Source organism: Streptomyces sp. NPDC031479 (assembly GCF_055581065.1).
This window is the reverse complement of record NZ_JBVIKC010000083.1, coordinates 1-14,134: the sequence shown is the minus strand read 5'-3', so window position 1 is coordinate 14,134 and position 14,134 is coordinate 1. Positions and strand designations below refer to the sequence as shown.

At 70.9% G+C, this 14,134-nt stretch carries 11 protein-coding genes and 1 pseudogene; 9 read left to right on the top strand and 3 right to left on the bottom strand.

The window, feature by feature from the left end:
- The 5 genes from ACZ5D2_RS40190 to ACZ5D2_RS40170 form a co-directional block, all read left to right on the top strand.
- On the top strand, positions 1-561 hold a 561-nt coding region (locus ACZ5D2_RS40190; protein ID WP_468936633.1), incomplete at its 5' end, for a potassium-transporting ATPase subunit C.
- Between the two features lie 100 nt (positions 562-661).
- Complete coding sequence (locus ACZ5D2_RS40185; protein WP_371675464.1) at positions 662-1,351, top strand: response regulator; 690 nt, start codon at positions 662-664, stop codon at positions 1,349-1,351.
- A gap of 56 nt (positions 1,352-1,407) precedes the next feature.
- On the top strand, positions 1,408-3,951 hold the full coding sequence (locus ACZ5D2_RS40180; RefSeq protein WP_371675465.1) for an ATP-binding protein: 2,544 nt from the start codon (positions 1,408-1,410) through the stop codon (positions 3,949-3,951).
- Between the two features lie 650 nt (positions 3,952-4,601).
- Complete coding sequence (locus ACZ5D2_RS40175) at positions 4,602-5,408, top strand: SDR family NAD(P)-dependent oxidoreductase (RefSeq protein WP_371675466.1); 807 nt, start codon at positions 4,602-4,604, stop codon at positions 5,406-5,408.
- A gap of 14 nt (positions 5,409-5,422) precedes the next feature.
- Complete coding sequence (locus ACZ5D2_RS40170) at positions 5,423-5,497, top strand: 50S ribosomal protein bL37 (protein WP_371681089.1); 75 nt, start codon at positions 5,423-5,425, stop codon at positions 5,495-5,497.
- A gap of 120 nt (positions 5,498-5,617) precedes the next feature.
- Here the strand turns inward: ACZ5D2_RS40170 and ACZ5D2_RS40165 are convergent.
- Positions 5,618-5,704 (bottom strand): annotated as a pseudogene (locus ACZ5D2_RS40165) (hypothetical protein); the annotation flags it as partial.
- Positions 5,705-5,919: 215 nt separating this feature from the next.
- Here ACZ5D2_RS40165 and kdpF point away from each other — a divergent pair.
- The 4 genes from kdpF to ACZ5D2_RS40145 all read left to right on the top strand — a co-directional run bounded on the left by kdpF (position 5,920) and on the right by ACZ5D2_RS40145 (position 9,576).
- Positions 5,920-6,009, top strand: a complete 90-nt coding sequence (kdpF, locus tag ACZ5D2_RS40160; protein WP_371675467.1) for a K(+)-transporting ATPase subunit F — start codon at positions 5,920-5,922, stop codon at positions 6,007-6,009.
- Positions 6,010-6,020: 11 nt separating this feature from the next.
- Positions 6,021-8,585: a sensor histidine kinase gene (locus ACZ5D2_RS40155; RefSeq protein WP_371681090.1), complete on the top strand. Its 2,565-nt coding sequence runs from the start codon at positions 6,021-6,023 to the stop codon at positions 8,583-8,585.
- Between the two features lie 71 nt (positions 8,586-8,656).
- Positions 8,657-8,905 (top strand): hypothetical protein, encoded by a 249-nt coding sequence (locus ACZ5D2_RS40150; RefSeq protein ID WP_371675468.1) that lies wholly within the window; start codon positions 8,657-8,659, stop codon positions 8,903-8,905.
- Between the two features lie 110 nt (positions 8,906-9,015).
- Positions 9,016-9,576, top strand: a complete 561-nt coding sequence (locus ACZ5D2_RS40145; RefSeq protein ID WP_371675469.1) for a hypothetical protein — start codon at positions 9,016-9,018, stop codon at positions 9,574-9,576.
- A 50-nt stretch (positions 9,577-9,626) separates the two neighbouring features.
- Here ACZ5D2_RS40145 and ACZ5D2_RS40140 read toward each other — a convergent pair whose 3' ends face one another.
- A complete protein-coding gene (locus ACZ5D2_RS40140; RefSeq protein ID WP_371675470.1) occupies positions 9,627-9,980 on the bottom strand; it encodes a hypothetical protein in 354 nt (117 codons plus the stop codon).
- A 125-nt stretch (positions 9,981-10,105) separates the two neighbouring features.
- On the bottom strand, positions 10,106-13,405 hold the full coding sequence (locus ACZ5D2_RS40135) for an ALF repeat-containing protein (RefSeq protein ID WP_371675471.1): 3,300 nt from the start codon (positions 13,403-13,405) through the stop codon (positions 10,106-10,108).
- Between the last annotated feature and the right edge of the window lie 729 nt (positions 13,406-14,134).

Here is a 14,134-nt window from a genome sequence, read left to right as displayed (position 1 = left end):
GACCAGAGCGGCAACGTCGTCGGATCCTCCCTCATCGGACAGCGGTACGACCTGCCCAAGAAGGATCCGAACGACGCCGACGAGGCCGCGAGGCCCGACCTGAAGTGGTTCCAGCCGCGCCCCTCGAACGGCCTGGGCAGCAACAGCGTCAACACGCAGTACTCCCTGATCCTGTCCGGCGCCACCAACCGTTCCGCCGACAACGGCGCCGTGAACGGCCAGTGCACCAAGGACGCCGAGGAGGGCACCCTCTGCGCACAGGTCACCGCCGCCAAGGAGGCCGTCATCGCCGACAACTCCACCGCCGGCTACACGGTCAAGCCGGAAAACGTGCCGGCCGACGCCGTCACCTCCTCCGGCTCCGGCCTCGACCCGAACATCTCCCCCGAGTACGCCAAGCTCCAGATCCACCGGGTCGCCGAGCAGAACACGCTCGACGTCGAGCAGGTCGAGAAGCTCGTCGCCGACCACACCACCGGCCGGACTCTCGGCTTCATGGGCGAGCCCCGCGTGAACGTCCTCGAGCTCAACACCGCGCTCAAGGCACTGACCAAGAGCTGATGTTCCCCATCGCACGGACCGGGAGCCGGCAGGGCGCGGAATGCTCGCGCCCTGCCGGCTCCTTACCTCTTGCTCTCAACGAAGGAAAGGCTGCACGCCAATGACCCGGGTGCTGGTGGTGGAGGACGATCCCCAGCTCGTCCGCGCGCTCAAGATCAATCTTCAGGCGCGCAAATTCGAGGTCGAAGAGGCTCCGGACGGTGGCTCCGCGCTGCGGCTCGCGGCCGCGCGCAAGCCTGACGTCATCGTCCTCGACCTCGGCCTGCCCGACATGGACGGCGTCGACGTGATCAAGAGCGTTCGCGGCTGGAGCCGCGTGCCCATCCTGGTGCTGTCCGCCCGCCACACCTCGGAAGACAAGATCCGGGCCTTGGACGCGGGCGCCGATGACTATGTGACGAAACCGTTCAGCATGGACGAGCTCCTCGCCCGGCTGCGTGCGGCAGCCCGCAGACAGGAGCCGGCCGGCGCCTCGCAGGCCGACGAGGTGTCCGTGGTCACGACCGACGAGTTCACCGTCGACCTGGTCGCGAAGAAGGTATACCGGGGCGAGCGCACGGTACGGCTGACCCCGACCGAGTGGCACCTGCTGGAAATCCTCATCGCCCACCCGGGCCGGCTGATCACCCAGAGTCGGCTGCTGCTGGAGGTCTGGGGACCGAGCTACGGGGAGAACACCAACTACCTGCGCGTCTACATGGCCCAGCTGCGGCGCAAACTGGAACCGGACCCCTCGCACCCCCGATACCTGATCACCGAACCCGGTATGGGCTACCGCTTCGAACCCTGATCGCCCACCCGACCGTCAAACCGTCAAACCGTCAAACCAAGAAGAAGAGTCTGAACATGGGACGCGGCAAGCTCCGCATCTACCTCGGTGCGGCACCGGGCGTCGGCAAGACGTACGCGATGCTCTCCGAGGCGCACCGCCGGATCGAGCGGGGCACCGACTGCGTCGTCGGCTTCGTCGAGCACCACAACCGTCCGCGCACCGAGGTGATGCTCCACGGCCTCGAACTCGTCGAGCGGCGCGAGATCGAGTACCGGGGCTCCGTCTTCACCGAGATGGACGTCGACGCGATCCTCGCGCGGCGCCCGGCCGTCGCCCTCGTCGACGAGCTCGCGCACACCAACGTGCCGGGCTCGCGCAACGCCAAGCGCTGGCAGGACGTCGAGGAGCTCCTCCAGGCCGGCATCGACGTCGTCTCGACCGTCAACATCCAGCACCTCGAATCCTTGGGCGATGTCGTCGAGACGATCACCGGGGTCCGGCAGCGCGAGACCGTCCCCGACGAAGTCGCGCGCCGGGCCGACCAGATCGAGCTGGTCGACATGTCCCCGCAGGCCCTGCGCCGCCGGATGGCCCACGGCAACGTCTACAAGCCGGACAAGGTCGACGCGGCGCTGTCGAACTACTTCCGGCCGGGCAACCTCACCGCGCTGCGCGAGCTCGCGCTGCTGTGGGTGGCCGACCGGGTCGACGAGTACCTCCAGGAGTACCGGGGCGAGCACAACATCCGCTCCACCTGGCAGGCCCGCGAGCGCATCGTCGTCGGGCTGACGGGCGGGCCCGAGGGACGCACGCTCATCCGCCGCGCCGCCCGCCTCGCCGAGAAGGGCGCCGGCGGCGAGGTCCTCGCCGTCTACATCGCCGCCAGCGATGGCCTGACCTCCGCCTCGCCCAAGGAACTCGCCGTCCAACGGACCCTGGTCGAGGACCTCGGGGGCACCTTCCACCACGTCATAGGCGACGACGTCTCCGACGCCCTGCTGGAGTTCGCCCGCGGCTGCAACGCCACCCAGATCGTCCTCGGCGTGAGCCGCCGCCGCTCCTGGCAGTCCGTCTTCAGCCCCGGCGTCAGCGCCACCGTCGCCCGCGAGTCCGGACCCGACCTCGACGTCCACATCGTCACCCACGACGAGGCCGCCAAGGGCCGCGGCCTGCCCGTCGCCCGCGGCGCGCGGCTCGGCCGTTCCCGCCTCATCTGGGGCTGGCTCACCGGCATCGCCGGCCCCGCCGTGCTCGCGGTGCTGCTGAGCCAGCTCGTCCCCGAGCTCGGTCTCGCGAACGACATGCTGCTCTTCCTCACCTTCACGGTGGCGGCGGCCCTGCTCGGCGGGCTGCTCCCCGCGCTCGCCTCGGCAGCGTTCGGATCCCTGCTGCTGAACTACTACTTCACCCCGCCGCTGCACGAGTTCACCATCTCCGACCCGAAGAACATCGTCGCCATCGCGATCTTCGTCGGCGTCGCGGTATCGGTGGCCTCCGTGGTCGACCTCGCCGCGCGACGCACCCACCAGGCCGCCCGCCTGCGCGCCGAATCCGAGATCCTCTCCTTCCTCGCGGGCAGCGTCCTGCGCGGCGAGAACTCCCTCGACGCCCTCCTGGAGCGGCTGCGCGAGACCTTCGCGATGCAGTCGGTGGCCCTCCTGGAGCGCACCAGCGAGGTCGACCCCTGGACCACGGCGGCATCCGTCGGCACCGGCACGGTCGCCCGCCCCGAGGAGGCCGACGTGGACCTGCCCATCGGCGACGACATGGCGCTCGCCCTGACCGGCCGGGTCCTGCCCGCCGAGGACCGCCGTGTCCTCGGCGCGTTCGCCGCTCAGGCAGCCGTCGTGCTCGACCGCCAGCGCCTCGTCGACGAGGCGGAGAAAGCCCGCGAACTCGCCGAGGCCAACCGCATCCGTACGGCCCTGCTCGCCGCCGTAAGCCACGACCTGCGCACCCCGCTCGCGGGCATCAAGGCCTCCGTCACCTCCCTGCGCTCCGACGACGTCGAATGGTCCGAGGACGACAAGGCCGAACTGCTCGAAGGCATCGAGGACGGCGCCGACCGCCTCGCCGCCCTGATCGGGAATCTGCTGGACATGTCCCGTCTCAACACCGGCACGGTCGTCCCGCTCATCCGTGAGACCGACCTCGACGAGGTCGTGCCGATGGCCCTGGGCGGCGTACCGGAGGACAGCGTCGAACTCGACATCCCCGAAACGCTCCCGATGATCGCCGTCGACCGCGGCCTGCTGGAACGGGCCGTGGCCAACATCGTCGAGAACGCGGTCAAGTACAGCCCCGGCGGACAGCCCGTCAATGTCTCCGCGAGCGCCCTGGGAAGCCGCGTCGAGCTCCGGGTCGTCGACCGCGGACCCGGCGTCCCGGACGAAGCCAAGGACCGCATCTTCGAACCCTTCCAGCGCCACGGCGACGCCCCGCGCGGCGCCGGCGTCGGCCTCGGCCTCGCCGTCGCCCGCGGCTTCACCGAGGCCATCGGAGGCACCCTCACGGCCGAGGACACCCCGGGCGGCGGCCTCACCATGGTCATCACACTCCCCATAGCGGGCGACGGTCCTCCGGTGTCGCCGGAGCTTCCGACGTCTGCCGTCACGTGACATCAAGGTGATCGGCCCTATCACTCGGCCCGCCGAGTACGGGAGGACGGCCGAAGCACGCGAGCCGTCCGGCCCCGGTATCCCCACACCGGAAAGCCGGACGGCTCATGTGTTGTGCGACGGGTGACCGACACGCGGTCGCACAGGTCCGTACCCCCACGGTGGGACCATGCGCGGATTCGGGGGGTGTTCAGGTCACCGCCCGACAGCCGCATGCCGCCGGTCCGTCGTCCGGCTCCGTCGCCACACCAGTCTGCGCCCGGCCGATGGCTCTGGCACCACTCCTTGACGGGTTCCTTCCGCATGGAAGTCGATCTTTGACGCGGTCCTGATGGACGGGCGTCAGAAGGCCGTCAAGGAGCCCACCGGGCACTTGCCCCCGCATCCCCGATGCGCTGGGATTGCGCCATGAACAGCGGTCCGCGCTACGAAGACCGGCCACCGAATCAGGTGCTGCCGACGGCGCCCGCTGTCTGCCCGGCCCTCTGACTTCGGCCGCGCGTCTTCCCGCGTACCTGCCACCAGCCCCTGAAGGGCGCTGCCCGCGGCTCCCTGCGCGTCCTCACCTCCACCGCATGACCTGAGCCCACGCCCCTGCCTCACGCAGGGACGCCGGGCACGTCAGCCATGCCTGTTTTCGGGAATCCGCCATGTCTTCATCTCTGTCCGGCCGTACCGTCCTCGTCACCGGAGCCACCTCCGGCATCGGCTACGAGACCGCGCGCCGGCTCGCCGAGCACGGCGCCACCGTCCTCCTGCACGGCCGTACGCCCGAGGAGGCCCAGGCCGCCACCGACCGGCTCATCGCCACCACAGGTGTGGCCGGCGCCCGTCTCCGGCCGATCGCCGCCGACTTCGTCCGCCTGGAGGAGGTAGAGAGCCTGGCCCACACCGTCGTACGCGACCACCCGCGCCTGGACGTACTCGTCAACAACGCGGCCATCGCGGCCCCTGAACGCCACACCCTGACAGCCGACGGCAACGAGATCTCCTTCCAGGTCAACTTCCTGGCCCACTACCTCCTCACCAACCTCCTGGAGCCCGCCCTCACCAGCGACCTCGGCGGGCGCGTCGTCAACGTCTCCTCCGCGCTCCACCGCTCGGGCGCCATCCAGTGGAACGATCCGCAGCGCGTGCGGCGCTACTCCCGCCTCGCCGCGTACGCCCAGTCCCAGCTCGCGCTGACCGTCTTCGCCGCCGACCCGCGCGTCACCGCCGTCTCCGTCAACCCCGGCGTGTGCGAGACCGGACTCCTCCCGCTGTACGGGCACGAGGGCGCCCCCGCCGCCGAGGGCGCGCAGCACGTCGCACGGCTCTGCGACCCGGCCACCGAGATCGTCAACGGCGCCTACTACGACCGCTCCGAGCGCGTCGCCCCGGCCCCCGCCGCCACCGGAGACCGCACCGTCAAGCGCCTCAACAAGCTCGCCGGCCTCCTCGTCGGCCACACCGCCTGAAGGGATCCACCGACATGTCCAAGCGCGCACGCAAGAAGAGGGCCCGCCGCAAGAAGGGCTCCAACCACGGCAGCAAGCCCAACTGCTAGCCATCGGCCCACCTCGTGGGGGCGGCCCTCCGAAGGGCCGCCCCCACTCCCCTGCCCCGCGAGGAACAGGAAGGCCACGGTGCCGTTGACGGCGTGCAGCCGTATCCGTATGCGTGCGTTGGTCAAGCGGTCGGCCCGGCCTCCGAGCACGACGCCCGCCACGACGACGGAGGTGACTCCCGACGCGTGCACCGCCTCCGCCGGCACGTACGCGCCGTACGGGGTCACGAGGGCGACACGGAAGAGCACGAGCGAGGTGGCGTCGTCCCGGCACACCGCCTTCACCCTGTCGACGCAACGGCCGTCAACACGCCGTCAAAGTCCCACCCCGGAGCCGTTAGGAGTCCATCAGGGACGTTTCGTTCCCGGCTTCCCCGCTGTTGGCTGGTGAGGTTGAGGACGCGTGGAGGAGTCGGGTGCGGGTGAGCACGGAGAACATCGTCGGCATCATCATTGCGGTCAGCTTGATCGGGTACCTCGTCCTGGCTTACCTCTTCCCCGAGAAGTTCTGAGCATGACGACCATGGACGGGACAGGGCTGGACGCAGTGGCTGAGCCGGTCCTGCGGCCCGGAAGGCTCAAGGTCTTCCTGGGCGCGGCCCCCGGCGTCGGCAAGACGTACCGGATGCTCGACGAGGCGCACCGCAAGGCGGCCCGTGGCGCGGACGTGGTGGCCGGATTCGTGGAGTGTCACCGGCGCACGCACACCGAGGCGAAGCTCCACGGCCTGGAGGCCCTTTCCCTGGCCGAGCACGACTACCGCGGGCGCACTTACGCGGAGCTGGACCGCCAGGCGCTGCTGTCCAGGCGCCCGCAGGTGGTGCTGATCGACGAGCTCGCCCACACCAATGTCCCGGGCCGTGGCCGGCACCTGAAGCGCTGGCAGGACGTCGAGGACATCCTGGCCGCGGGGATCGACGTCGTCACCACGCTCAACATCCAGCACCTGGAGTCGCTGAGCGACGTCGTCGAGAAGATCACCGGAGTGCCGCAGCGCGAGACGGTGCCCGATGAGTTCGTGCGCCGCGCCGACGAGATCGAGCTGGTCGACATACCCCCCGAGGGACTTCGGCGCCGGATGGCTCACGGCAACATCTATCCCCCGGAACGGATCGACGCCTCCCTCGCCAACTACTTCCGCACGGGCAACCTGATCGCCCTGCGGGAGCTGGCCCTCCTGTGGCTGGCCGGGCGGGTGGACGAGGCCCTCCACACATACCGCGTCGAGCACGGCATCGGGGATGTCTGGGAGACCCGGGAGCGGGTGGTGGTGGCGCTCACGGGCGGCCCCGAGGGCGAGACCCTGATCCGCCGCGCCGCCCGCATCGCCGGCAGGTCCGCCGGCGGCGAGCTGCTGGCGGTGCACATCGCACGCAGCGACGGTCTCGCCGCCGGGGTGTCGCACGCGGCGCTCGCCGCGCAGCGGGCCCTCGTCGAGGACCTGGGCGGCAGTTACCACTCCGTCGTCGGCGACGAAATCCCCACTGCACTGGTGGACTTCGCCACGGCGGAGAACGCGACGCAGCTGGTCCTCGGTACGAGTCGGCGCCGAAGGCTGGAACGTTTCCTCACCGGCCGGGGAATCGGCGAGACCGTGGTGGCGCTGTCCGAGGACATCGACGTCCACATGGTCACGCACGAGCGGGCGGGCCACGGCCGGCTGCTGCCGTCCCGCCGCCGCACCCTCCCCACCTCCCGGCTCATCGCCGGGCCCGTGGCCGGCGTGCTGCTCCCGGTGCTGCTCACCCTCGCCCTCGACCGGATACGCGGCACGTTCAACCTCACCAGCGAAGCACTGCTCTTCCTGGTGACCGTGGTCGGAGTGGCCTGCATCGGCGGAGTGGCCTCCGCCCTCGTCGCGGCGCTGACCGCCGCGCTGCTCCTCAACTACTGGTTCATGCCGCCCATAGGCGAGTTCACCATGAGCGACCCGGACAGCGTGCTGGCACTGGTGGTCTTCGCCGTCGTCGCCGCCACCGTGGCCGCCGCGGCGGACCGGTCCCTGCGGCTGTCGCGCCGCTCCGCCCGGGCCACCGCCGAGGCGGAGACGATGTCCGCGCTGGCCGGCAGCATCGTCCGCGGCGACCAGGCGGTACCGGCACTGCTGGAACGCGCCCGGGAGACCTTCGGCATGGACACCGTCGACCTGACGTCCGAGCCCCCGGACCCACATGCGCAGAAGCACGGCGGACACCGCACGCGAACGGAAACCGGCCCCGCCCTGGTGGTTGCCGCCGGAACCGGATCCTTCCTCGTCCTGCGCGGGCGTACCCTGCCCTCCTCCGAACGCCGCGTACTGGCCGCCTTCGCAGCACACGTCGGCGCCGCGGTAGAGCGGGCCCGCCTGGCGGAAGCCGCCGCCGAAGTCGAACCCATCAGGGCCGCGGACCGCCTGCGCACCGCCCTGCTGCGCGCCGTCAGCCACGACCTGAGGACCCCGCTGGCGGGGGCACTGGCCGCGATCAGCTCACTGCGCGCCCCGGACGTGGACTTCTCGGACGAGGACCGCTCGGAGCTGCTCGAATCCGCTGAGACCTCCTTGAACCGGCTGAACCGCCTGGTGGAGAACCTGCTCGACCTCAGCCGCTTGCAGGCCGGCGCCCTCACCCTCGCACTCCGGGCCACCACCCTGGAGGAGGTCCTGCCGGCCGCCCTGGAGTCGCTGGAACTGCCGACCACAACGGAACTCGCCGTCAACGTACAGAACCTGGAGTCGGTACCGGCGCTGCGGGCGGATCCTCCGCTACTCGAACGCGTACTGGCGAACCTGGTCGGCAACGCGGTCCGCCACGCCCCCACCGACCGCCCGGTGCTGGTGACGGCGAGCGCCCTGGCCGGCCGGGTCGAAGTGAGGATCGCCGACCGGGGCCCCGGGATCGCCCCCGACGACCGCGAGCGCGCCTTCGAGCCCTTCCAGCGCCTCGGCGACCGCGACAACACCACCGGCCTCGGCCTCGGCCTGGCCCTGGCCCGAGGGCTCACCGAGGCGATGGACGGCACGCTCACCCCCGAGGACACCCCGGGCGGAGGCCTGACCATGGTCCTGTCCCTGCCCGCAGCCGCCGATGCGCCCGCAGGGCGGCCCTGACCCCTTGACCCGAGGGCCGTCCCTCTGAGGCAATGCGGGTCGCAGAGAACCTTCAACCGAGGAGCCAGCCTGTGCATGACGACGACGAACCGGTCTTCAGACGGAGCAGATGGGGTACCAACCGCTACTACTACAACCCCCGCAACCCTCTCGGGCTGGCCCTCATCGTCGTCACCCTGCTCTTCGTCGGCACCATGCTGATCCTCGTGACGAACCGGGCCGGCCCGTTCGAACCCGCGCCGGATCCTGCGCCACTGAGCCCGCCGCCGTACGACTACTCGCGGCCATCGCCATGGAGCAGCAGCCCACCGGGCCCGTGAGGCCGATGGAGCGCCACCCGGTATGAAGCCCGTCAACATGGCGTAGCCGGCACATCAGAGGTGCGTCAGGGTCCGACCACGACGCCACTGCCAGCCCTAACGTCGTCCTCATGGGACGACGTTTCACACATGCCGCGCCCGGCGCACCAGGCACCGCAGCGGATCCTGCCGGCCCCTGGACGCACGACGTCCACTGGGCTGCAGAGGTGCGCTCGGCGATCGGCGTCGCGTCCCTCCTGTTCACGGCCCTGTTCGTGGTGGACGCCGCTTCCGGAAGGCTCGATCTGACGCGCGGCCTCCTGTGGAGCGGCCTGGCCTTCCTCTTCTTCGCGATCATGCTGCCGCGCCGGGTCTCCGTTCGCCCGGGACGGTTGAGCGCCCGCGGGATGCTGACGACGGACACGGTCCGTACCGACTCCCTCGTCTCGGTCCGCTGGTGCGACGGGGTGGCACAGCGGCTGGTCCTCCAGGACACGCGGGGAAGCCGGGTCGAGATCGACCCGACGGTCCTGAGCCGCAATCCGGCGATGTGGCACTTCCTCGATGCGGACAGCCGCACATCGATCCGGGGCGGCACCCTCCGGCACGGCACGACCGCCCTGCAACAGCTGGCGCAGCGCATCGACCGCGAGACGGCCCACAGCGTCTTCGAGGTCTCCGGATTGCAGTGACTGACGACTGAGGCCGGGGCAACCTCCCGACGGCCACGCCAGCCGTCAGATCACGTCGCGAGCACGTACGCCAGGAGCAGCATGAGGGAGAGGGTCACACACATGAAGACCACATAACGCGTCGGGACGGCGGGCCCTTCGCCCTCCGTCTGCCCGCCTCCGGCTCGGAGGTGGTCGCGGAGCAGCCTTCCGCAGGGGATCGCGCCGATGGTGAACCCGACCCACGTGAAGGAGTACATGACCATCATCTGCCGTGCATTCCACGGCACGGCTCCCAGGCCGCCCATCCCCGTCATCACGAGAAGGAACACGACGGAAAGACCGGCCGCCATGGCGGTCGGTCTGGGCATCCTCAGGCAGCGGTGCACACCGAGGCAGAGGACGGACGTGGCGAAGACGGCCATGGCCAGCAGCCAGCCGATGGGGAGTCGCGCGAGGATGTCGGGTCCTTCCTGACCGGGCCAGGGGGCCGCCGGCGTGGCTTCCCCCTGGCCCGGTACCGGGTCTCAGGCCGTTACCGTCGGCGCCGTCAGCCGAAGAGGGACGACAGCGTCGAGGTGACCGGCGAGATCAGGTCGTGGCCGAACTGCGTGATCTTCGTGGCCACAGGAGCCACGACCTTGCCGCCCACCTTACTCAGGGAGCCGATCCACTGGGACTGCCCGAAGGTGATGACTCCCAGAGCGGTGCTGCCGGCGGAGGCCCAGAACTGGCTGCTGTTCCATCCGTAGGCGAAGCCGGTGAGCACCGTGCTGATCCCGGAGACCGCCATGGAGGCGATGCCCAGGCCGAAGGCCAGGGGTTCCAGGACGATGGCGGCGGGCGGGAAGATCAGACCGCCGATGCCGGCGAGAGCGCTCGCGAAGCCCAGGCCGGTGCTGAGCCAGCTCGTGGCGTTGGCCCACCACTTCAGGTCCTTGTACCAGGGGACGTCGCCGCCGTTGACGGTGTCGTTGTCAGCGGTGTCGGCCGGGGACTTGCCCGCGTCCCTGGCGGCCTGCGCGTCGGCGGCCGCCTGCTTGGCCGCCGCGACGAGCTCCTGCTGCCGCTTGTCCGCGGCAATCTGGTGGGCCTGGCTCGCGGCCTCGGCCGCCGTCTTCGCGTCCTGGCCGGCCTGCGTGGCTGACGCGTGGGCCGAAGCGGCCGACGCCTGGGCGGCGTTGGCGGACGCCGACGCGCTGCGCGCCGATTCGAAGGCGCGGTTGGCGGAGTAGTTCGCCGAGCGCGCGGCGGTGCGGGCCGTGGCCGCGGCCTGGCTCGCCCTGTCGGCCGAGGCCTGCGCGTCCTTGGCCGACTGGTCGGCCGCGTCGGCGTTCGCCTTCGCCTGCTGCGCGGAGTTCGCCGCCTGGACGGCCCAGTCCTTGGCCTTGTTCGCCCAGTCGATGGCCTCCGCGGCCGCGTTGCGGGCGACGGCCGCCGCCTGCTGGGCGCGGGCGGCGTCCTCCTGCGCCTTCTGCGCGATCTTCGCGGCGGCGGCGATCGCGCCCTGCATGGCGGCGATGTGGCTGGCCGAGTCGTAGTCGAGCTGAGCCGTCTTGTACTGGACCGAGCCGATGAAGTTCCGACGCATCCACGTCGGGCCCTCCATGGCCGCCTGAGCGTGGGCCCTGGTGTAGGGACCCGCCTTGTCCGAGGAGAGGAGGGCGGCAGTGGCGACCGTGTCGTCCTCCCGCTGCGCCGCCTCGCCGGTGACGGTGAGGAACGCGTACAGGGCCTCCGGAGTGCCGGCGTCCAGCGCGGCGTTGGCGGCCTTCGTGACCGCCTTGCCCGGGTTGGCGGCGAGGGCGCGCGTCACTGCCACGCGGGCTTCCATCGCGGAGGCCTGGACGAGCCCGCCGTCCAGGAACTTGCCCACGGCGTCCGGGTCGCTGCTCCCCAGAGCCCTGGCCGCGGCGTAGCCGATGTCCGCGGGCAGGGTCCGGGCGAGGTAGAGGCTGGTCTCCCGGTCGTCCTGCCGCTGGGCGAGGTTCCGGTCGGTGTCGATCCAGACGTGGATGTCGGAGTCGGCGCCGGACAGGGCGAACCGCGCGGCCTCGTGCGTCCAGGTGCCGTGGGAAGTGCCCATCACGGCGACGGCGGCCTTGCGGCCCAGCCCGGCCGCCAGACCGGTGTCGCCCGCCTTGAGAGCCGTCTCGGCCTGGCTTATCAGGTCCTTCGTGGCCTGTGCGGCCTGCTCGGCCTGGGTGCGCTTCTCGGCGTACGCGGCCCGTTCGCTCTGCTCGATCTGGGCGAGCAGCCGGACCTCCTGGATCGCCCGCTGGGTGTCCTGGTCGAGCCGCTGCCACTCGGCCTCGCGGGCGGCCTTCTCCACCTCGACGGCCTTGGCGACCGCTTCGGTGGCGGTGTTCGCGGCCTTGGTGGCCTCGTTGGCGAACTCGGTCGACTTCTTGGCGTACTCCACGGCCTGGCCGGCGTACTGGGCGGCCCACTCGGCCGCCGCGGCGGCGTTGTCCGCGTGTGTGGCGGCGCTGTTGGCCGCATCGCGAGCGGTACGTGCCGCCGCCGCGGCCGAGTTGGCCAGGGCCTGGGCCGTGCCGGCGGCGTTGGTGGCGATCGTGGCGTTGGTGCTGGCGATCTGGGCCTGGCGCTTGGCCTCGGCGGCCTCGGCCTGGGCAGCCCCGGCGGCACTGGCGGCGGCGGCCGAGGCGTTGGCGGCGGCCGCGGCGTTGCGGGCCGCGGACGCGGCGGCGTCGCCGGCGCCGGCGGCACTGGCGGCGGCGTTCGCGGCGCTGTCGGCGGCTGCGGCCGCGCTGCGTGCCTGGGACGCGGCGGTGCGGGCGACCAGGGCGGCGTCCTTGGCGGCCTGCGCCTGGGAGGCGTCCTTGGAAGCGGCGATGGCCGCGTTGTAGGCCTGGGCGGCGGCGGAGCCCGCGTTGGCGGCGGCCTGGCCCGCGGCGGTGGCGGCGTAGGCTGCGCGCCGCGAAGCCTGGATGGCGGCGTGGGAGGCGACGGTGGCGACGCGGGCCGCGTCGGCGGCGCCGGAGGCGGCCTCGCTCGCCTTGCGGGCCGCCCTACCGGACTTGATCACGTCCTCTTGCGCAGCCTGGGCCTCGGCGGCGGCCTTCTCGGCCGCGTCCTTGGCCTTGGCGGCGGCCTCGACGGCACGGGCCGAGGCCTCCTCGGCCTGCTTGGTCATCGCGTCGGCCTTCTTGCCCTCGCGCTGGACGACCGCGACCAGTTCCTGGATCTTCATGGCCTCCTGATCACGGGCCCGCGCGATGTGCTGGCCGATCTCCAGGAACCACTCGACGTCCTTCGCGGTCCCGGAGAGCGCCCGGGTCGCGTACTTCTGCACTTCGGGGCCCGCCTGGAAGGAGAGCTTGGAGACCTCGACCCGCATGTCCTCCAGGCGGGCGGTGTACTGGCCGTCCAGCAGGAACGTCTCCAGCGCTGTCTGGGAACCGTCGTTCAGGGCGGTGTTCCCGACGCGGTTGACCGCCTTGCCGCCCACGGCCATCACCGTGCTCGTGGCGACCCGCAGGTCCTCCATGATGGCGCCCTTGAAGCCGCCGGCCAGATAGGCGGCGATGGCGGAGTCACCGCCGCTGATCGCGGCGGAGGCCTCGCGCCGGCTCCCCTTACCGCCGCCGGCGAGCGAGCTGATGATCGCAACGCGGTTGTCCTCGGCGGTCTCAGAAGCCAGGCTCGTGGCCAGGAAGTTCTGGACGTCCGTGTCGGTGCCGGTCAGGGCCGCCGCGGCGGCGGCCCGGACGGCCCTGCCTCCCAGCAGCCACGCCTTGACGACCTTGGCCCGGTCGGTGTCGGGGAGACGGAACGGGTCGCCGTCGGCGCCGTCCGGCGGAGGAACCGTGGCGGCCAGGGCGGCCACGGGGTTGAGAACGAGACTCGATGCGGTGACGGCAAGCGTGGTGGCGGCAACGGCACCGAGAACCCGACGCCGGCTCCAATAGATGGTGTCCAAAACGGCCCTTCGCTATCGGCGCCCGATGGCGCACGTTTTCCATCGCCAAGGCAGGGGTGTGCCCGACGAGTTCCGAGAGCTTTGCTCCGCGACCCTATGCAGCGAACGACTGATTGACCACTAGTCAAAATGCCAAAAAGTGCCGGTTCGTTGGCACGGCCGCGTCACTGAATCACGCATTCCGTAAGCGATCGATAGGCCTGAAGACGGCCTTCGTGCATGAATCCATGATTCCGCAGTCGCGGCACCCAATGAGTGAAGTGACGCAAGTCACCCGACGGCTGCTCTGAGTACCGCGTTCCGTGCGCTAAAAGATCATCAAGTTTCTTTGTGACAGCTTGAGTTGCCAGCTCGGTGTTCAGCTATGCTCCCGGTCGGAAGTGGGGGACTTCCGGGGGATGCACGTCTGTCGACGATCATGTCGCCCATTCGGAATGAGGCCTCCACATTCGTCTTGACAGCCGTTCCGGGCAGCTATCCGGAACCAATGACGGGGGCAGTGATGAAGGCACGGAGTGCGGTAGTCCGCACTGTCGGCGCAGCTCTGGGGGCGGGTGCCCTGGCGTGGCTCGCGGTCGCGGGCGGAGTCGCCGGAACGGGCGCACCGGTCGGCGCCTCGGCGATGGGTTCCGTCGC